This window comes from Clostridium sp. CAG:221, from assembly GCA_000435835.1.
GTDB lineage: Bacteria > Bacillota > Clostridia > Clostridiales > Clostridiaceae > Clostridium.
The window spans coordinates 27,207-47,548 of the sequence record FR883425.1 but is presented as its reverse complement, the minus strand read 5'-3'; the positions used below and the strand labels follow the sequence as shown (position 1 = coordinate 47,548).

Below are 20,342 nucleotides of genomic sequence, written 5' to 3'. Positions count from 1 at the left end.
CTTTGTGCTTCTTTTCTTTCGTTTATCATTAGTAAAACCTCTATGTAATAAATTTATATATTTTAAATTATATTACATATTTGTATAAAATTAAAGACTGTTGACACTTTGTCAACAGTCTGAAGGAATTTCCCTTAGGGAAATTCCTTCTTATTATTTAAAATAAACTCAGAGAGTTTTTTCCTAAATTCATAATTCATCATTCATCACTTATAATTATCAATGGTTTTTATATCGAAGGTGAAGGGGAATTCTGTGGCTTGTTTGTTTATAAAGTCTACATCATAGCCAGTGCCATCTTTATAGAAGAAGCCATGACTTAAATCTATTTTTATATAGCACATATTTTTGTCATTTTCATTATTATGTTTAAAATACCATGAACTAAAAGCATCCATCAGCTTATGACGTATTTCTGAGTTTTCTTTTTTTAAAGGATGACCTATATTATGGGCCATTCCACTGAATCTATAAGATTTATTACATAAAGCTACTTTTTCATTAAGTTCAAGTTCTAATACTTTTAAGGATTCAGCATGAGTAACAACATAAAAGGCACCATCATAATAAAATGTATCAACAAATCTTACAGAAGGGATGTTTTCATCGCAAGTTGCTAGAGCAAATTGATAATCTCTTGCAAATAAGTCTTCCAAAACTTGAATACTTTTTTCAAATGTATTCATATAAGCATTACCTCCAAATATTTATTATATTAATTAAGGGTTAAGAATACATGTACACTTATAATTATACCAATAAATACCAAAAAATATTACACTCCATAAAACATATAAACTAGAATAAAGGTAAAGAAATATATATAAATAACATAAACTCCAAAAAAATATTTTATCTATTTTATATCTCTATTTTTTGATACTTTTATTTTTTTAAGCTATAATATAAGTAATAATTATTATTAATAGATAATTCTGTTAGTATATGTACCTTATGAAAGTTCTTGAGTAATAATCAAGATATTAGTTAAAGATAAAATATAACAATAGATTAAAGGATGAGGTGTTTTATGGATTATAGAGAAATAATAGAATCAAATGATTCAGTTATAATAAAAGGTGTTAAGAATTTTAATATTAAACAAATATTAGAATGTGGACAGTGCTTTAGATGGCAAAGGGTTACTGATACTGATTATATAGTGGTATCTAATAGAAGAGTAATAGAAATTATACAAGAAGATGATGAGGTAATAATTCATAATACCAATATGAATGATTTTAAAAATATATGGGAAAATTATTTTGATTTAAATACAGAATATGGACCTTTAAAAGAAGAGTTAAGTAAGGATGAATTATTAAAACAAGCTATAGAGTTTGGCTATGGAATAAGATTATTAAATCAGGATCCTTTTGAAATGGTTATTAGTTTTATTATTTCAGCAAGAAACAGTATTCCTTCAATAATGAAGACCATTAAGAAAATATCAGAGAAGTTTGGTGATAAAATAGAATATAAAGGTGAAATATACTATGCATTTCCAACGCCAGAGCAATTAAAGAACGCAACCCTTGAAGATATCCAAGAGACAGGTGCATCTTTTAGAAGTAAATATATAATTGATACAATTTATAATATAAATATGGCTTTGGAAGCCAAAAAATCAGGAAATTTAACTGATGAATTAAAAAGGTATGATTTAGATTATATAATGTCACTTCCAACAGATGAATGTCATGTAGCATTACAAGCCTTCAAGGGAGTAGGTGCCAAGGTTGCAGATTGTATTATGCTTTTTTCTATGGGTAAAAAATCAGCTTTTCCAGTTGATGTATGGATTAAGAGAGCAATGATTCATTTCTATGTTGCACCGGATGTTTCATTAAATAAGATAAGAGTATTTGGTAGAGAAAAATTTGGTGAACTTTCAGGTTTAGCACAGCAATATTTATTCTATTATGCCAGAGAAAATAATATTAACGTATAATTTATTTATAAAAATAGTCAATATATTTAATATATTGACTATTTTTATATGTGAATAAAGAGTAAAGTTTTTTAAAAGGTATTGAATAATATATTTTTTATGCAATAATAGTTCTTAAAAGAACAGTTCTCTAAAGAACTAATTAAGGAGGTCTATTATGAGTAATACCACTGAAATATTAGTATCAGCCAGCATGTTTGGAAAGTTATATTCAAAGATGATTATGGAAGTTGCTGATAAGTATTCTATGAATAAGGTGGAAGTGGATATACTTCTTTTTCTTAATAATAATCCAAAGTATGATACGGCAAAAGATATTGTTGAACTAAGAGGAATAGCAAAATCATATGTTTCAAAATCTGTAGATAAATTAGTTGCTAAAAATTTCTTAAGTATTCATGCTGATAAAGAGGATAGAAGAGTTATTCATTTAAAGGTTGAAAATTTAGCTGGTGAAGTTATAAAGGAAGCATTGGAGGCACAAAGAAAATATGTAGATACTATTTATAATGGTATTTCCAAAGAAGAAGAAGAAGTTTTGAAAGAAATAGTAAATAAAATGTTAAGTAATATTAAGAAGGAGTTGTAATAATGTTTTTGGAATTTATAGTATATATTATAGCAGGATTAGGAGCTGGGATTGGTACAGGACTTGCTGGATTATCAGCAGCAGCAGTTATTTCTCCTATGCTTATAACATTTCTAGGCTTTCCAGCTTATGAGGCAGTAGGAATAGCATTAGCATCAGACGTGCTAGCATCAGCTGCATCAGCTTACACATATGGAAAAAATAAAAATATAGATATAAAAGATGGTATTGTAATATTATGTTCAGTACTTATCTTTACAATGTTTGGTAGTTTTGTGGCATCAAAAGTACCAAATGGTGCAATGGGGAATTTTTCAGTATTTATGACATTATTTTTAGGACTTAAATTTATTATTAAGCCTGTAATGACTACTAAAGAAGTAGTTGAAAATAAATCTGCTAAGCAAAAGGTAATTCAATCAATTTTTTGTGGAATCGTAATAGGATTTATATGTGGATTTGTAGGAGCTGGAGGAGGAATGATGCTTCTTCTTATTTTAACTAGCGTTTTAGGTTATGAACTTAAAACAGCAGTTGGAACAAGTGTATTCATAATGGCATTTACAGCACTTACAGGAGCGCTATCTCATATTAAAATAGGTGGTATGCCAGATATAAAAGCTTTAATAGTATGTGTTTTAGCTACCCTTATAGGAGCACAAGTTTCAGCTAAGTTTGCTAATAAAGCAAGTGCAGAAAAGCTAAATCGTGTTACGGGAGTTGTATTATCAGTATTAGGATTAGCAATGATAATAGTAAAGATGTTTTTGTAAAATGATATAAAGAGCTTAATTAAACTAGAGTTAATTAGGCTCTATTTTTATGAGGGTAAATTACAAAAATATTAAAATATACAATAAATTAACAAGATATAGTATAATATTATGTGGAGTATTGAGAAAGATTTGATAGGGGGAAAAGATATGTTTCAATTTGAAACTCAACTTAAAAAACTTAAGCATGAGGTCTTAACGGAGGTGGCAAAGCTTGCTAAAGAAGATAGCGTGACTTTGGATAATATTGAAAAGATTCCATATGAAGTTATTAAAGGAAATAAGCCAACATATAGATGCTGTGTATATAAAGAAAGAGCTATAGTTTTAGAAAGAGCAAAGCTTGCAGCAGGGTGTTTAGCAGATGGAGATAATATAGAGGAACACCTTGTTGACATAAGACCTGATGAACAAATAATGTATGTTATTGAAGCAGCTTGCGATAGATGTCCAATTAATAAGTATAATGTAACAGATTCATGTAGAAATTGTGTTGCACATAGATGTAAAGAAGCATGCAACTTTGGTGCAATAAGCATAGTTAATGGAAAAGCATATATTAATCAAGAGTTATGTAGAGAATGTGGAATGTGTAAAAAAGCATGTTCATATGATGCTATATCTGAAGTTATGAGACCTTGTAAGAGATCTTGTCCTACTGGAGCATTAGATATTAATCCAGAAGATAGAAGGGCGATGATAAAAGAAGAAAAATGCGTAAACTGTGGAGCGTGTATGAGCGCATGTCCTTTTGGCGCTATTTCTGATAAGAGTTTAATAGTACCAGTGGCTAAAAGATTAGGTAGAGGAAGAAGAATGTATGCCATAGTAGCACCAGCAATTACAGGACAATTTGGAGCAACAATGAATTATGGAAAGATTAGAAATTCTATTAAAAAACTTGGTTTTGTAGATATGATAGAAGCTGCTTTAGGAGCAGATGCAGTAACTGTTCATGAAAGCAATGAGTTTATAGAAAGAATGGAAAATGGTGATAAATATATGACTAATTCATGCTGTCCTGGATTCTTAAGCTTTATCGAAAAGACAGTATCCACTGAAGCAGGAAAGATTTCTGGAACTGTATCACCAATGGTAGCAACAGCTAAATATATAAAGGCACAGGACCCAGAAGCAAAAATAGTATTTATAGGACCATGTACAGCTAAAAAAGCAGAAGCTATTAGAAATGGTGCGGAAGGTGCTGTTGATTATGTACTTACTTTTGAAGAACTTTTAGCATTATATGCTGCTTTTGAAGTTAATCCATATGAATGTGAAGAAGATGATGTTAATGATGGTTCAGTATTTGGTAGAAACTTTGGTATGTCAGGAGGATTAACAGCAGCTATAGAAAATTATGTTAAGGATAGTGGAGTAAGCGTTGACTTTAAACCAGTAAAGGTTTCAGGTTTAGAATGTAAGAAGACAATGACTATGGCAAAAGCAGGTAGGCTTCCAGGTAATTTTATAGAAGGTATGATGTGTGAAGGTGGATGTATAAATGGTGCAGGAACAATAGTTACGCAGGCTAAGGCTAAAGCTGCCTTTGTTAAAATAAATAATGGGTCTCCTATAAAAGCAGTTATAAAAAATGAAAAGCTAGAAGAATTTAAAGATATTAATCTTGAAAGAAAAGTAATGGTAAAAAACAAATAATTGAAAATTGTTAATTATGAATTAATAAGTAATAAATAAATGATATAGAAAATATAAATCTCCTGATATAAGTTTACATCAGGAGATTTACTTTTAATGTAAAATATTTAAAATACTGAGAAATGGAGGAATGTTAAGCAACAGGGAGTAAATAAAATATAAATTAAAATATTAAGTTATATTTAACCATTAAAAGGCAATAATAAAAAAAGTAATATTTGAAAAGTAAGGAAAAAGGATATATTATAAAAATATAGATATTAGCACTCTATGATGGTGAGTGCTAACAAAAAAGTAGTAGGAGGTATTTTTAATGAATATTAAACCATTAGGAGATAGAGTTGTCATAAAGAAATTAGAGGCTGAATCAACTACAAAGAGCGGTATAGTTCTAACAGGTACAGCAAAGGAACAGCCACAAGAAGCTGAAGTTATGGCTGTAGGTCCAGGTGCTGTTGTAGATGGTAAAAGAGTAGAAATGGAAGTAAAAGTTGGAGACAAGATTTTATATTCAAAATATGCAGGAACAGATGTAAAAGTTGCTGGAGAAGAATATATAATATTAAGACAAGATGATATATTGGCAATTGTTGAATAAAAGGGAGGATAATTATTATGGCTAAAATGATTCAATTTGGAGAAGAAGCAAGAAGAGCTATGCAATCAGGTGTTGATAAGCTAGCTAATACAGTAAAGGTTACATTAGGACCTAAAGGAAGAAATGTTATACTAGATAAGAAATTTGGTTCACCACTTATCACAAATGATGGTGTATCTATAGCAAGAGAAATAGAGTTAGAAGATCCATATGAAAATATGGGAGCACAATTAGTTAAAGAAGTTGCAACAAAGACTAACGATGTTGCTGGAGATGGTACTACTACTGCTACTCTTTTAGCACAAGCTATAATAAGAGAAGGACTTAAAAATGTTACAGCTGGTGCAAATCCAATACTTATAAGAAATGGTATAAGAAAAGCTGTTGATGTAGCAGTTGAAGAAATAAAGAATATATCAAAACCTGTAGCTGGTAAAGAGGATATTGCAAGAGTTGCAGCTATATCAGCTGCTGATGAAGAAATAGGAACTCTTATTTCAGAGGCAATGGAGAAAGTAGGAAACGAAGGGGTTATCACTGTAGAAGAATCTAAATCTATGGGAACAGAATTAGATGTAGTTGAAGGTATGCAATTTGATAGAGGATATGTAAGTCCTTATATGGCAACTGATACTGAAAAGATGGAAGCATTACTTGATAATCCATTAATTTTAATAACTGATAAGAAAATTTCAAACATACAAGAAATCTTACCAATACTTGAACAAATAGTTCAAAACGGTAGAAAGCTTTTAATAATTGCAGAAGATGTTGAAGGCGAAGCAATGGCTACATTAGTAGTTAATAAGTTAAGAGGAACATTTAACTGTGTAGCTGTTAAAGCACCAGGATTTGGTGATAGAAGAAAAGAAATGCTACAAGATATAGCAATATTAACAGGTGGAGAAGTTATTTCTGAAGAATTAGGAAGAGATTTAAAAGAAGTTACTTTAGATATGCTTGGCCAAGCTGAAAGTGTAAAAGTTACTAAGGAAAATACTACAATAGTAAATGGAAAAGGTGAAAAATCACTTATTCAAGAAAGAATAGGTCAAATAAAGGTTCAAATAGAAGAAACATCTTCTGAATTTGATAAAGAAAAACTTCAAGAAAGATTAGCAAAACTTTCAGGTGGTGTTGCAGTAATTAAAGTTGGTGCTGCTACAGAAACAGAATTAAAAGAAAGAAAGCTAAGAATTGAAGATGCTTTAGCAGCTACAAAGGCAGCTGTGGAAGAAGGTATTGTTCCAGGAGGTGGAACTGCTTATGTAAATGTAATTAATAAAGTAGCAGAATTAACTTCAGAAGTTGCTGATACACAAGTTGGTATAAATATAATTGTTAAAGCTTTAGAAGAACCAATGAGACAAATTGCTATAAATGCAGGACTTGAAGGTTCAGTAATAATTGAAAAAGTAAAATACAGTGAAGCTGGAATTGGATATGATGCATTAAATGATAAGTATGTAAATATGCTTCAAACAGGAATTGTTGATCCAACTAAGGTTACAAGATCAGCACTTCAAAATGCAGCATCAGTAGCATCTACATTCTTAACAACAGAAGCCGCTGTAGCAGATATTCCACAAAAGGAAGCAGCTCCAGCACCTAATCCAGGAATGGGAATGGACGGAATGTATTAATAAAAAAACATCAAGCAAGTAAAATTGCTTGATGTTTTTTTCTATTTTTACTAATTTCACTAAAGTTTTATATAAAATACACAATAAAATATGTAAAAAGTGTTAATAATTTTAATAATTAATATAAATATGAGGAAGTGTTATATATTTGGAGATTATATTCATTGCAATTATTGGATTATGTATAGGCAGTTTTTTAAATGTATGTATTTATAGAATTCCAAGAGAGGAATCTATTGTATTTCCACCATCTCATTGCACCACTTGCAGCTATAAATTGCAGGGACGTGATTTAATTCCTCTTTTAAGCTATATTTTTTTAAAAGGAAGATGTAGGGGGTGTGGTGAGAGGATATCTATTAAATACCCTATTATTGAAATACTTAATTCATTATTATATGTGCTTGTATATTGTAACTATGGAAATTCAATTAGTTCATTAAAAGGATTTTTATTAACTTCACTTTTAATAGTTATTGCAGGTATTGATTTAGAAACGCACTATATCTATAAATCTACTACTATCTTTGGCATAGGTTCATTTGTATTCATAGCTATAATGGCCTTTTTAATTTCAGGACAAATACCCTGGGGGAATTTATTAGGTGGTGTTTTAGGTGTTTCCGTTATTGGAGCAATTGTACTTCTTACAGGGGGAATGGGTGAAGGTGATATTGAAATAGCTTTAATTATAGGATTATTTCTAGGTATTAAAAGAGTTATACTTGCCTTGTTTATAGCATTTATTTTAGGAGGAATTATAGCAAGTTTGATTTTAATATTAAAGTTAAAGGAAAGAAAAGGTGAAATAGCATTTGGTCCATACTTAGCTATGGGAGCAATTATTTCATTATTATATGGCACAGAAATAATTAATTGTTATATGTCATTGATGAAAATATAACATTTTTTATTATAATGGGAGAAACTTTTATGGCAACATTAGATAAGAAGCGGTTAGGAGATATTTTAGTTAGATCAGGAAAGATAACTTATGATCAATTAAATGAAGCATTAATCTCTCAAAAGGTATTAGGTAAGAAACTAGGTGAAATTTTATTGGATAATGGTACCATCAGTGAAAGGGATATGATGGAAGCAATTAAGGAGCAAACAGGAATAAAGGAAATAGATTTAAATACGGTAAGCTTTGATAAAAAGGTTATTAAGATGATACCACAAAACTTATGTAATAAATATACTCTAATTCCTTTTGGTTTTTGTGAGGGTAAACTGCAAGTAGCGATGCATGACCCTTTAAATATATTCGCTATTGATGATATAAATATTGCATCTGGCTTTGAAGTAGAAGTATTTATTGATATAAGAAGAAATATAAAAAAGTTTATAGATTTAAATTATAGTAATGAGGAAGTAGTTAAAGCAGCAGAAGAGTTTAGTAAAGAAGCCTTGGAGTCAAAAGTAATAGTAAAAGATGATGATATTGATGATATAAAGAATGCCCCTGTAGTAAAGATGATAGAGTATATGTTTAAGAACTCCATTGAAATGAGGGCATCGGATATACATATAGAGCCTTATGAAAAAGAGGTAAGGATTCGTTATAGAATAGATGGAGAACTTAGTACGGTAAATTTAATAGGTATTGAGAGTCTTCCACCATTAGTTGCAAGAATAAAGATATTAGCAGGTCTTAATATTGCAGAAAAAAGAATACCATAGGATGGAAGAATAATTACCAAAGTTGATGAGAAGGAAGTGGATTTAAGAGTTTCTATCCTACCAGTGGTCTATGGTGAAAAAGTGGTTATAAGAATTTTAGATAAGAATAACTATAAGGTTCATAAAGAACATTTAGGTTTAAGTACTGAAAATATTAATAAACTTAATAGAATAATATCTAATCCTCATGGCATTGTTTTAGTAACAGGACCAACAGGAAGTGGTAAATCAACAACTTTATATAGCATTTTAGATGATATAAATTCTGAAAATATAAATATTGTTACGGTAGAAGACCCAGTGGAGTATACCTTGGAGGGAATAAATCAGGTAAATGTTAATAATAAATCCGGTATGACTTTTGCAAGTGGTCTTAGAAGTATATTAAGACAGGATCCAGATGTAATAATGATTGGAGAGATAAGGGATGATGAAACAGCAGAAATTGCTGTTATATTCAGCAAAGGGATGTGGATATTGCAATAATAGTGGATATATAGGTAGAGTAGGTGTTTATGAAATTATGGAAATAACTAAAACTCACAAAGAAGCCATATGGAGGCATTATTGAAGAAGCAATTTTTCTTATAGATACATCTAATAAAATGAATAAAGGAAACAGATATTCACAGATACAAAATGGGATAGTTAATTCTATAATTAATGATAAAACTTTTATAAATACAAAATTTGGTGTTATAACTTTTAGTGATACTGCATTAGTTGGTGATAGAAATTATATAGATAATCCTAAAGATGTCAGTATGAAAGGAAATATTTCTGCTTCAAATCTCTTGCAACCATTATTTAGTTTGACAGATTTAAATTCAAAAGATGGATTTAGACAACTTTTTCAAACTAATAAAATTATCACAAGTGAAAGCAATCACAGAAATATTAATGAAGCATTATTATTAGCCAATGATATTTATAAATGTTTTGGTGAGGAGAATAAAAATAGGGCTATTATAATTTTAACTTCAGGAGAAATGAAATATTCTGTAGAAGCAATAAAGTCCATTAAAGAACAACAAATAAAAGTAATAACACTAGATATAAGTGATGATAAAGATAATAATATTGAAAAATTACATGACCAATTAGGAGGAAATCTCAATGATTATATTATAGGAACCATTGATGGTGGTAATTATAATAGTGTGGATACTGATATGGCAGAAGTAGCTAAGAGGCTTCTTAGTGTTAATAAGAAATTATCATTTGATGTTATAAATGCCAAGTTACATTTTGATACCAATACAAATTTTGATTATATATCTGGAAGTGAAAGAATTAAGGAGATAATATCTGATGGAGAGCAATTGATAGTTAAATTAGAAGATATAGTTTATCAGTATAAAGAGACTGTTAATGGCTATGATGTTTATGAGTCAGATTCATTTATCATATCCTTTAGAGTTAAGATTCCTTATGGAAAAAGAGGACAGTTGAAATTTGGTAAAAATAATGAGGAACAAAGTATAATAAATAACTATATAATTTATAATAAATTTAATAAGAAGAATTTTATAAAGGCTATTGATACACCTATAGTTAATATGTTAGAGGAGTATTATGAAATAAGTCATGGAATATATAATGGAATAAAGGATGATAAAATTATTATTGATGAAAAAGAGAGGGAGTTTTTAGTAGGGACAAATGTAAATTTTGCAGCATCTTTAGAGGTTGAAAAAAGTGAAAAAATAATTTTAGATTTAGATAAAAAAGGAGTTTTAAATAGTACACCTACAGTATACGAGTTTATAAATGGAAACCTTAAAGAATTAGGAGAAATGACAAAAGATAATGAAAAATTTTATTATAATGTTCAAGAATATCATGAGAAAAGATATATTATAATATTATACAATTATACATTAGTAGATGATGTAATTATTAGATATACCAATGATATAACTGTAGGCAATAGTAGTAAAATGGCTACTTTAAGGGCAATTAAAGGAAATGAAGAAAGTCAAGAAAAAATAAAATTACCTGATTTGTTTTAATATTGACAATATAAACTAAATACTCTATAATAAAAAAAAATCGAAAAACAACGAACATTATGAAAACTTGTATATACCCTGGATATGGCAGGGAGTTTCTACCGGAAACCAATAATTTCCGACTATAAGTAAGATTAAATGTCTTTATATCTTATAGAGTAAATTTAAGATTATTAGGCGTATTAACCTTACTTAAAGGTTAATATGCTTTTTTTTTACAATTAAATAGACTATATTAGTAATTATTACATATTTTAAATATTTGGAGGGAATCACAATGGCTCAAATTATTAAAACTGCTTACACATTTGATGATGTGTTATTAGTACCAAACAAATCTGAAATTTTACCTAATGAAGTTAGTTTAAAAACTAAATTAACAAAGAAAATATCATTAAATATACCATTAATGAGTGCAAGTATGGATACTGTTACTGAATCTAAAATGGCTATAGCTATGGCTAGAGAAGGTGGAATTGGTATAATCCATAAAAATATGACTATAGCAGAACAAGCTATGGAAGTAGATAGAGTTAAGAGACAAGAAAATGGAGTAATAACTGATCCAATATTCTTAAATGAAGACAATACAGTAAAACAAGCGTTAGAGTTAATGGCTAAATATAGAATTTCAGGAGTTCCTGTAACAAGAGGAACTAAGTTAGTGGGAATAATAACTAACAGAGATATAGTTTTTGAAACAAACTATGATAAGAAAATTAATGAAGTAATGACAAAGAGCCCATTAATAACAGCAAAGGAAGGAACTACTTTAGAAGAAGCTTTAGAAATATTAAAGAAGCATAAAATAGAAAAACTTCCTTTAGTAGATGATGAAAATAATTTAAAAGGATTAATTACTATAAAAGATATTGAAAAGGCAAAGGCATATCCTAATGCAGCTAAGGATAGTAAAGGAAGACTTTTATGTGGAGCTTCAGTGGGAATTACTAATGACATGATGGAAAGAGTTGAAGCTTTAGTAAAAGCAAACGTAGATGTTATCACACTTGATACAGCACATGGACATAGTAAAGGTGTTATTGAAGGTGTAAGAAAAATAAAGAGTGTTTATCCAGAACTTCAAATAATAGCAGGTAATATTGCTACAGCAGAAGCAGTAAGAGATTTAGTTGAAGCAGGAGCAGATTGTGTTAAAGTTGGTATAGGGCCAGGATCAATTTGTACAACAAGAGTAGTTGCAGGTGTAGGTGTTCCACAATTAACAGCAGTTATGGATTGTGTTGAAGAAGGAAGAAAATACGGTGTTCCAGTTATTGCTGATGGTGGATTAAAGTATTCAGGAGATATAGTTAAGGCTTTAGCAGCAGGAGCACAAGTTTGTATGATGGGTTCAATGCTAGCTGGATGTGAAGAATCACCAGGTGAAACAGAAATATATCAAGGAAGAACATATAAAGTATATAGAGGTATGGGATCTTTAGCAGCTATGGAAAAGGGATCTAGTGATAGATACTTCCAAAATGGAACAAAGAAATTCGTACCAGAAGGTGTTGAAGGAAGAGTTGCTTATAAAGGACCAGTAGCAGATACTTTATTCCAATTACTAGGTGGTATAAAATCAGGTATGGGATATTTAGGAGCACCAACATTAGATGATTTATATGAAAATGCTAAATTTGTGGTTCAAACTTCTTCAGGTATAAGAGAAAGTCATCCACATGATATTAATATAACTAAAGAAGCTCCAAACTATAGCGTTAGAGAGTAATAAGACAGAAAGACATTAGGAGGATTCCAATGAAGAAAGAATTAATACTAGTGCTTGACTTTGGTGGTCAGTACAATCAGTTAATAGCAAGAAGAGTCAGAGAATGTAATGTATATTGTGAGGTTCATCCATACAATTTAAGTATAGAAAAAATAAGAGAAATGAATCCAAAGGGAATAATATTTACTGGCGGACCTAATAGCGTATATGGTGAAAACTCTCCATTATGTGATAAAGAAATATTTAATATTGGGATACCAGTGCTGGGAATATGCTATGGATCACAGTTAATGGCTCATGTATTAGGTGGAAGTGTAGCAACTGCACCAGTTAGTGAATATGGTAAAACAGAAGTTAATGTTGATGTAAAATCAAAAATATTTGAAGGGGTGCAAGACAAGACTATCTGTTGGATGAGTCATACAGATTATATAGAAAAAGCACCAGAAGGTTTTAATATAGTAGGAAATACTCCAGTATGTCCAGTAGCAGCTATGGAATGCGCAGAAAAGAACTTATATGCAGTTCAATTCCATCCAGAAGTTATGCATACTCAAGAAGGAACTAAAATGTTATCAAACTTTGTGTACAATATTTGTAATTGTACTGGAGATTGGACAATGGATTCTTTCGTTGAAAAATCAATTGAGGAAATTCGTGAAAGAATTGGTGATGGTAAAGCACTTTGTGCATTATCAGGAGGTGTTGATTCATCAGTAGCAGCTGTTCTTTTATCAAAAGCTATTGGTAAGCAATTAACATGTGTATTTGTTGATCATGGTTTACTTCGTAAAGATGAAGGTGATGAAGTAGAAGCTATCTTTGGACCAGAAGGTCATTATGATTTAAACTTCATTAGAGTAAATGCACAAGATAGATTCTATGAAGCTCTTGCTGGAGTAGAAGATCCAGAAAGAAAGAGAAAGATTATCGGAGAAGAGTTCATTAGAGTATTTGAAGAAGAAGCTAAGAAAATAGGTGCGGTAGATTTCTTAGTTCAAGGAACAATTTATCCAGATATAATTGAAAGTGGTCTTGGTGATTCAGCAGTAATAAAATCACATCATAATGTTGGTGGACTTCCTGATTATGTTGATTTTAAGGAAATAATTGAACCTTTAAGATTACTATTTAAGGATGAAGTAAGAAAAGCAGGATTAGAGCTTGGTATTCCTGAAAAATTAGTATACAGACAACCATTCCCAGGTCCAGGATTAGGTATAAGAATAATTGGTGAAGTAACAGCTGAAAAAGTAAGAATAGTTCAAGAAGCTGATGCAATTTATAGAGAAGAAATTGCTAATGCTGGATTAGATAAAGAAATTGGACAATATTTTGCAGCGTTAACTAATATGAGATCTGTAGGAGTTATGGGTGATGAAAGAACTTATGATTATGCAGTTGCACTTAGAGCTGTAACAACAAGTGATTTCATGACAGCAGAATCTGCTGATCTTCCATGGGAAGTACTTGGAAAAGTAACAACAAGAATAGTAAATGAAGTTAATGGCGTTAACCGTGTATTCTACGATTGCACAGGTAAACCACCAGCAACTATAGAATTCGAATAACAAATAGAACCTCGGAAATGCTAATATAATATGCATTTTCGGGGTTATTTTATATTTTTTGAGTTAAAAAGAAGCTAATTGTTTTTAGTAGAAGTATTGAAAGCATAATATTTGAGTTGATAATTGGTATATAACTGAAAATATAAGTGGTATAATGAAAATGGAAAGTGGAAAGTAGAATTTGTGGGAGGTAATGGTAGTTGAAAATGCATGAGTTTGGAAAAAAAAATAAGCAGAAGATATTACTTCTACATGGTGCTGGTTGTACATATAAGATGTGGACACCACAAATTGAAGTATTATAAAAAGAGTATCATGTTTACGCTCCTACAATGAGTGGACATGAGTTAAATGATGTTGATTTTATTTCTTCAACACATGAAGCAGAATTGATTATTACTTGGTTTCAGAAACATGGAATCAATGATTTGTTGTTAATTTGTGGAGCATCTTTGGGAGCACATGTTGCAGCAGAAATATTACAAAAGCAAAGGACATTTGCTCAGTATGCTATGATTGAATCGCTAAAAGCGTATCAGTATAAAGGTATTATTTTAAAATTATTTTCTTATATAGGAAATAAGGTGATAAAAAAGTGTGCTTCTACAAAAGGATATATGGATGGAACATATAATCAAAAATATGCATCTGATGATGCCAAGTGTACCATTAATAATATGAATAAAAAAACTCTAGAAAATATAATGATTGAATCAGGAAATTATCAAATTAAGCAACAAAAAACTAAAATTCAACAGTCTGAAGAAAAAACTATATTACTTTAAGTAATATAGTTTTTTCTTATTTACAAGTTGGAAAGAGGATTAGAATTTACAGCATCTCTTAAGTGATCTTCATCAACATGGGTATAAATTTCAGTTGTGGATATACTTTCGTGGCCTAGTATGTTTTGTAAGCTCCTAATATCTACATTACCATGCTTGTACATAAGTGTCGCTGCTGTATGTCTTAGCTTGTGTGGAGTATACTTAGCATTGGTAAAACCAGCATTTGAAATATGCTTTTTAACCAATATCTCAACAGTTCTTTTGTTAATAGGTGTATTTCTTGCTGATAAGAATAAGTAATTCTTATTTACAGCTGTTGCTTTAGAATCATCTCTAACAGATAAATATTGCTCCAAAGCTTTTATACATGCTGAATTAAGGTAAATGGTCCTTTCTTTATTACCTTTACCAATTATGGTTAAAGTGTCTCCTTTAATTTTACTAATTTCAATGTTGCATAATTCAGAAACCCGTAGACCACAATTAAGAAAGAAAACTAAAATACAATAATCTCTTTGGTAATTCTTATTGGTCTTATCTAATGATTCAAGTAATGTAATACTTTGATCTAATGTAAGGTAAATAGGGTGCCTTTCGTTAATTTTAGGAGATTCTAACTCAGTTGCAGGATTGTTCTCAATAACCTTTGCTTTATTATGTAGATAATTATAAAAAGATTTCAAGGTTGCTACTTTTCTAGCTCTTGCATAATTACTATTGTTTCGTTGTTTCTCCGCAAAAGATAAGAAAGCATACATATCAGTTAACTTAATTGCTTTTATAAAATCCGTATCCAAATCATCAATAGGTATCTCTGTAAATTGAAGAGTGTCATCTACTGGATAACCTTTATAAATCTTCATAAACTTAAAGAATACTGATAAATCAGTTTTATACGCACTTATTGTATTAATAGATTTACCTTTGATTGTTTCTAAATAATTTAAAAAATCCTTTACCATCATAGGAAGATTTTCTTTTTCTTCAATTTCTATTCCAAATGGATTTATTTTAGGTGCCTCTGAAACTTGTGCACTTAATGATTCTATTTCAATGCCTTTTTTTATAACAGTACTTTTATTTGAAATTTTATGAGCTTTTGATATAGATCTATTTATTCCTAATTCCTTAAGCCATTTTTGAATGCTCCTTACACCAATGTGATAAATTTCAGATAATTGCTTTGTGCTCAAGTGATGCTTTTCAACAAGAATATATAAATCCTCAATAATTGGTTCATAACTACGAGATGATTCTAATTCATAAAAATTAGTATATATTTTCTTTAATTTATTTTCATCTCGCTTATTTAAAGTTACATTTAATAACTTTTTTACTTCGCTTGTATAAGCGAAATCAGAATAATTATTATTTGAAGTTCGTTTTAATGTCAATTTTATACCCCCATTACACGCTCTAAAGCCTCTATTTTATTATATCATAGAGGTTTTAATAATTCAATAATACGAATTTCGCTAAATAGGTATTTAGCGAAATAGATAATATTAACTAAATTAAATAAGTTAATTAATTTATATGAAACATCTATTCAAAATATACATATCGATTTGTAGGTTTTAAAAATTTCTAAAACAATTGAAAAGTATATTTACTAATCTGTATAAAAACTAGAAATATTTTTTCGCTCAGATTTTAAATTCTTTTATAAGTAAAATATGGATAATAAATACTTAAATAAATTAATTTTCAATAGCTAAATATAAATAACATTTAATACTAATAATAGTTAAAATAATAAAAATAGCTAAAGATTATAATAAATTGATCTTTAGCTATTTTTATTAAACTTCTTTAATTTTTACAATTAAATCACTCATAATTAATTCAGATTTTGAAAAACCTTTTCTAAAATATCTAATTTGCTTATATTTAACATTATCCATTTCAAAATCAAGAACATCTATACGGTCGCCAGTATATTTAATTGGATCTTTTTTGTTTTTTAAATAAACGTTAATTTCCATAATATTTATCTCCTTGTATTTACTTAAATTAATTATATAAAATTTTAAATAAAAAAACTATAGATAAATTTAATTATCTATAGTTTCAAATAAATTATTTATAATTATTTTAAAATCCCAAATGGCTTACCAAGTGGTAATATAACTCTCTTTAAGTGACCATTTAATACGTTACCTGCACATCCATAGAATGATAAGATAGCTATTATTAATTCTGACCATGCAGCTATTCCGTGAGTTAATTCTGTAGCTATACCAAATGAGCTTAATGATAACCCTAAGAATAAGAAATCTATACATACAAAGATTAAGAATAATACTTTGTTAGTTTCTAAAGCACCTACTGTCATGAATAATGTGAAAATTAAGTAACCTAAGAATGCAACACCTAATTGAGTTGTATCAACTGAAGCAGCTAACTTTTCTCCAAATACTCCATTTTGGATCATCCAAGAGAATCCCATTGCATACCAGAAGAATGCGTATGCTCCAAATGCTGTAGCTCCAAATACATTATTATGTTTGAAATCATTAATACATGCAACTAATTGTGCTGATGCGCCTAAAAATATAGCCCATGGTAAAACTAAAGATACTCCTGAAGTTAAACCTAATTTTTGTGAAGAAGCAACTAAAGTTATTATTGCTAAACCAAATAATCCTAATGCAGATGGATCAGCAACAAGAACTTTTACATTTCTTTCATTTGTGTTTTCCATTATGTTTCCCCCTGTTGTATAAATAAAATCGACTATCCTAGATTAACAGAACATTAAGTTTTAGTCAATAATAATTTTTAAAACTTTAATCTTCTTATGTTAATATCACTAGATAAATTGTCAAAACTATACATAATTAGGATTTGATTATATTCCTTATCCTTCATAAAATTGCTTATAGGTTCTTTAAAGTGTCGTAGATCTACAATATCAATAGTTTCATAATTGTTTGCTAGAAATTGAATAAATGAATTGGCATAAGAATCCTTAAAAATTAATATGCTACTCCCCTTTCTTTCTTCAGCTATATTTTCATTAATTACTTTTGTTAATCCATTATTACCCCAAAGAAAAGCTGAATATTTATCACTGCTTTTAAATTTATCTAAATCCATTAACGAAAGATATTCTTTTCCATCTATTTCAATTTGTAAATTTGGCATATTGTAATATGTAATAAAATCACTATCTGCTTTGAAATATTTACTTCTATTATAATAGGTTCCAAAGAAGTTATTTATTTTTATTTCTTCTAACTTATCAATATCAATAGCTTCTAAACCTAAAGAATCCATATAAGTTAAATAAGCTAAATAAGCCCCATAAGATGTCCAATGATGATCTGTCTTATAGTATATATAATCATCTTTGTTTTTTAATAATTTTTCAGCAACATTTATGGCGTTTATATGGTTGTTACTTTCCAAAGAAAGATAGCTATTAATAGAATTAATTAATGATAATTGATCAACTAGCGGTAAATATCTTGGTGTTAATTCATCATATATAGCATAGGAATTAGGAATAATAAAAAAATCCACATCTGTTTTATAACTATTAGTAAAAGTTAAAATAGAATTAATATTGTTTTCCAGCATTTCGCCATTAAAAGTGGTAAATTTTTTAAATAAATAATTGTCCTTGCCAAAAATTATATCATTATTTTCTCTTTTTCCTAATAGATACTCTATTCTTGACTTTAAATCAATCCACTTATCTCTTAAAAAGAACTGATCATTAATATATTTTTCATAATCAGATGAAAAGCTAGTATCAATATATGATTCAAGTGATAAAATAGGAATTTGAGATAAATTCCTATTTTCAAGTTCTGAAAATTCTTTTGGAGAATTAATAATATCTATCACTGTAAAAAGAATTACTATGGCACTAAACACAAAGAATGTTGGGTATTTTTTAAAAATATTTTTCTTCATAGTATCACCTAAAATCTAAAATATAAAAATGGATTATAACTAGAATCTACTAAATATGCCACTGATAAAATAAATATTGATATTAAAATTAGTGTACTGACATACTTATTTATTTTCAAGCTATTCCAGATAGATGAAACCACTGGTGTACTGCATACTACTCCAATGACAATTATAATTAGATAATTTTGTAGATAATAAATCCATTCTGTATTATATTTGCATGCAAAAAGTTGTTTTAAAAATACCTTTAATAAATTTAAGTCTGTTATAGCAAATATAGCCCAACCCATTAAAAGCATAAATATTGTATAAATGTGTGCAAAAAACTTATAATTATTAAGATATTTATCTAAAATTAACTTCTCCAAGGAAATTAATAAAAAGAAGTATAATCCCCATAAGATAAAGTTAAATTCTGCACCATGCCATAGTCCAGTTAAAAACCACACTATCAGTAAATTTAAGAATGTACGTTTCTTCCCTTTTCTATTTCCTCCAAGAGGTATATATATGTATTCTTTAAACCAAGATCCTAAAGTTATATGCCACCTTCTCCAAAACTCAGAAATACTTTTAGATATGTAAGGATAATTAAAGTTTTTAGGAAATACAAATCCTAACATTTTTCCAAGTCCTATGGCCATTGTGGAATAACCACTAAAATCATAGTAAATTTGCAATGAAAAAGCCAATAAGCTAAGCCAAGCCATAGGGGTAGATATATTTGCAAAACCAATACTTTGTGCCTCTTCCCAAAGCATTCCAAAATTATTAGCTAGTAATACCTTTTTCCCTAAACCTATAATAAAATCTTCCACTCCCTCTTCTACTAAAGACCAATTATGTTTTCTGCTTATAAGCTTTTCCCTTATATCTGTATATTTAACTATAGGGCCAGCAATTAACTGTGGAAACATTGTTACAAAAGCCGCAAAATTAATAATGTTTTTTTCAGGCCTTATTCTTCCTTTATATACATCTATAGTATATGATAGCGTCTGAAATGTATAAAAACTTATTCCTAAAGGTAATGTCATTGAACTTAATGGTATATTGCTTTTAAAGATGTTATTCACATTTACAGTTATAAAATTATAGTATTTAAAAACAAATAGCATACCTATATTAAATATAATTGATGCACTTAAGAGTAATTTTTGCCTCTTTTTATTCTTTTCTTCTTTCCATATTCTTTGCGAGATACAGTAATCCACTAAAATAGACGTAATCATTAAAATAATGTATTTGGGTTCTCCCCATGAATAGAATAATAAGCTAAAGATAAGTAAACAAAAATTCTTGTATTTCATTGGAAGTAAGAAGTAGCAAATAAAGAAAATAGGCATAAATCTAAATAAAAAAATTAAACTACTAAAAACCATTTTTTCTCCTTATATAAAAGTTAGATTGTTAATTTAG

Annotated in this window: 17 protein-coding genes, 1 pseudogene and 1 riboswitch; of the genes and pseudogenes, 12 read left to right on the top strand and 6 right to left on the bottom strand. The window is 29.0% G+C overall.

Annotation, left to right across the window (positions count from 1 at the left end):
• Positions 1–206 precede the first annotated feature (206 nt).
• Positions 207–686, bottom strand: coding sequence for a pyridoxamine 5'-phosphate oxidase family protein (locus Q5O44_RS12915; protein WP_022168857.1), 480 nt, complete (start codon positions 684–686; stop codon positions 207–209).
• A 344-nt stretch (positions 687–1,030) separates the two neighbouring features.
• Between Q5O44_RS12915 and Q5O44_RS12910 the strand changes: the two genes are divergently transcribed.
• The 12 genes and pseudogenes from Q5O44_RS12910 to Q5O44_RS12855 all read left to right on the top strand — a co-directional run bounded on the left by Q5O44_RS12910 (position 1,031) and on the right by Q5O44_RS12855 (position 14,996).
• Entirely contained in the window at positions 1,031–1,951 is a 921-nt protein-coding gene (locus tag Q5O44_RS12910; protein ID WP_022168856.1) for a DNA-3-methyladenine glycosylase, read from the top strand.
• 157 nt (positions 1,952–2,108) lie between these two features.
• Complete coding sequence (locus Q5O44_RS12905; RefSeq protein ID WP_022168855.1) at positions 2,109–2,540, top strand: MarR family winged helix-turn-helix transcriptional regulator; 432 nt, start codon at positions 2,109–2,111, stop codon at positions 2,538–2,540.
• A 2-nt stretch (positions 2,541–2,542) separates the two neighbouring features.
• Complete coding sequence (locus Q5O44_RS12900; protein ID WP_022168854.1) at positions 2,543–3,313, top strand: sulfite exporter TauE/SafE family protein; 771 nt, start codon at positions 2,543–2,545, stop codon at positions 3,311–3,313.
• A gap of 150 nt (positions 3,314–3,463) precedes the next feature.
• Positions 3,464–4,972: a 4Fe-4S dicluster domain-containing protein gene (locus Q5O44_RS12895; protein WP_022168853.1), complete on the top strand. Its 1,509-nt coding sequence runs from the start codon at positions 3,464–3,466 to the stop codon at positions 4,970–4,972.
• Between the two features lie 313 nt (positions 4,973–5,285).
• Positions 5,286–5,570: a co-chaperone GroES gene (gene groES / locus Q5O44_RS12890; protein ID WP_022168852.1), complete on the top strand. Its 285-nt coding sequence runs from the start codon at positions 5,286–5,288 to the stop codon at positions 5,568–5,570.
• Between the two features lie 17 nt (positions 5,571–5,587).
• A complete protein-coding gene (gene groL / locus Q5O44_RS12885) occupies positions 5,588–7,213 on the top strand; it encodes a chaperonin GroEL (RefSeq protein ID WP_022168851.1) in 1,626 nt (541 codons plus the stop codon).
• A gap of 148 nt (positions 7,214–7,361) precedes the next feature.
• Positions 7,362–8,117, top strand: coding sequence for an A24 family peptidase (locus tag Q5O44_RS12880; RefSeq protein ID WP_022168850.1), 756 nt, complete (start codon positions 7,362–7,364; stop codon positions 8,115–8,117).
• Positions 8,118–8,146: 29 nt separating this feature from the next.
• Positions 8,147–9,452 (top strand): annotated as a pseudogene (locus tag Q5O44_RS12875) (GspE/PulE family protein); the annotation flags it as partial.
• Between the two features lie 7 nt (positions 9,453–9,459).
• Complete coding sequence (locus Q5O44_RS12870; protein WP_370545578.1) at positions 9,460–10,908, top strand: vWA domain-containing protein; 1,449 nt, start codon at positions 9,460–9,462, stop codon at positions 10,906–10,908.
• A 47-nt stretch (positions 10,909–10,955) separates the two neighbouring features.
• A riboswitch (purine riboswitch) is annotated at positions 10,956–11,053 on the top strand.
• A gap of 132 nt (positions 11,054–11,185) precedes the next feature.
• Positions 11,186–12,640, top strand: a complete 1,455-nt coding sequence (guaB, locus tag Q5O44_RS12865; RefSeq protein WP_022168845.1) for an IMP dehydrogenase — start codon at positions 11,186–11,188, stop codon at positions 12,638–12,640.
• A gap of 29 nt (positions 12,641–12,669) precedes the next feature.
• Entirely contained in the window at positions 12,670–14,211 is a 1,542-nt protein-coding gene (gene guaA, locus Q5O44_RS12860) for a glutamine-hydrolyzing GMP synthase (protein WP_022168844.1), read from the top strand.
• Positions 14,212–14,543: 332 nt separating this feature from the next.
• Entirely contained in the window at positions 14,544–14,996 is a 453-nt protein-coding gene (locus Q5O44_RS12855; RefSeq protein ID WP_022168843.1) for a hypothetical protein, read from the top strand.
• A gap of 20 nt (positions 14,997–15,016) precedes the next feature.
• Here the strand turns inward: Q5O44_RS12855 and Q5O44_RS12850 are convergent, their stop codons facing one another.
• The 5 genes from Q5O44_RS12850 to Q5O44_RS12830 all read right to left on the bottom strand — a co-directional run bounded on the left by Q5O44_RS12850 (position 15,017) and on the right by Q5O44_RS12830 (position 20,305).
• Positions 15,017–15,964 (bottom strand): tyrosine recombinase XerC, encoded by a 948-nt coding sequence (locus Q5O44_RS12850; RefSeq protein WP_291661235.1) that lies wholly within the window; start codon positions 15,962–15,964, stop codon positions 15,017–15,019.
• Between the two features lie 837 nt (positions 15,965–16,801).
• Entirely contained in the window at positions 16,802–16,984 is a 183-nt protein-coding gene (locus tag Q5O44_RS12845; protein WP_022168841.1) for a hypothetical protein, read from the bottom strand.
• 104 nt (positions 16,985–17,088) lie between these two features.
• Positions 17,089–17,703: an acetate uptake transporter family protein gene (locus Q5O44_RS12840; RefSeq protein WP_022168840.1), complete on the bottom strand. Its 615-nt coding sequence runs from the start codon at positions 17,701–17,703 to the stop codon at positions 17,089–17,091.
• A 77-nt stretch (positions 17,704–17,780) separates the two neighbouring features.
• The gene (locus Q5O44_RS12835; protein ID WP_022168839.1) at positions 17,781–18,920 is read right to left on the bottom strand and encodes a DHHW family protein; all 1,140 of its coding nucleotides are present in this window, start codon (positions 18,918–18,920) and stop codon (positions 17,781–17,783) included.
• Positions 18,921–18,928: 8 nt separating this feature from the next.
• Positions 18,929–20,305, bottom strand: coding sequence for an MBOAT family protein (locus Q5O44_RS12830; RefSeq protein ID WP_022168838.1), 1,377 nt, complete (start codon positions 20,303–20,305; stop codon positions 18,929–18,931).
• Positions 20,306–20,342 lie beyond the last annotated feature (37 nt).

Bases quoted from the DNA above. Each gene is read 5' to 3' on its own strand.
- groL (WP_022168851.1), top strand. From the start codon at position 5,588: ATGGCTAAAATGATTCAATTTGGAGAAGAAGCAAGAAGAGCTATGCAA.
- Q5O44_RS12855 (WP_022168843.1), top strand. From the start codon at position 14,544: ATGAGTGGACATGAGTTAAATGATGTTGATTTTATTTCTTCAACACAT.
- Q5O44_RS12910 (WP_022168856.1), top strand. From the start codon at position 1,031: ATGGATTATAGAGAAATAATAGAATCAAATGATTCAGTTATAATAAAA.
- Q5O44_RS12915 (WP_022168857.1), bottom strand. From the start codon at position 686: ATGAATACATTTGAAAAAAGTATTCAAGTTTTGGAAGACTTATTTGCA.
- Q5O44_RS12900 (WP_022168854.1), top strand. From the start codon at position 2,543: ATGTTTTTGGAATTTATAGTATATATTATAGCAGGATTAGGAGCTGGG.
- guaB (WP_022168845.1), top strand. From the start codon at position 11,186: ATGGCTCAAATTATTAAAACTGCTTACACATTTGATGATGTGTTATTA.
- groES (WP_022168852.1), top strand. From the start codon at position 5,286: ATGAATATTAAACCATTAGGAGATAGAGTTGTCATAAAGAAATTAGAG.
- Q5O44_RS12835 (WP_022168839.1), bottom strand. From the start codon at position 18,920: ATGAAGAAAAATATTTTTAAAAAATACCCAACATTCTTTGTGTTTAGT.
- Q5O44_RS12895 (WP_022168853.1), top strand. From the start codon at position 3,464: ATGTTTCAATTTGAAACTCAACTTAAAAAACTTAAGCATGAGGTCTTA.
- Q5O44_RS12840 (WP_022168840.1), bottom strand. From the start codon at position 17,703: ATGGAAAACACAAATGAAAGAAATGTAAAAGTTCTTGTTGCTGATCCA.
- Q5O44_RS12830 (WP_022168838.1), bottom strand. From the start codon at position 20,305: ATGGTTTTTAGTAGTTTAATTTTTTTATTTAGATTTATGCCTATTTTC.
- Q5O44_RS12850 (WP_291661235.1), bottom strand. From the start codon at position 15,964: ATGATGGTAAAGGATTTTTTAAATTATTTAGAAACAATCAAAGGTAAA.
- Q5O44_RS12905 (WP_022168855.1), top strand. From the start codon at position 2,109: ATGAGTAATACCACTGAAATATTAGTATCAGCCAGCATGTTTGGAAAG.
- Q5O44_RS12845 (WP_022168841.1), bottom strand. From the start codon at position 16,984: ATGGAAATTAACGTTTATTTAAAAAACAAAAAAGATCCAATTAAATAT.
- guaA (WP_022168844.1), top strand. From the start codon at position 12,670: ATGAAGAAAGAATTAATACTAGTGCTTGACTTTGGTGGTCAGTACAAT.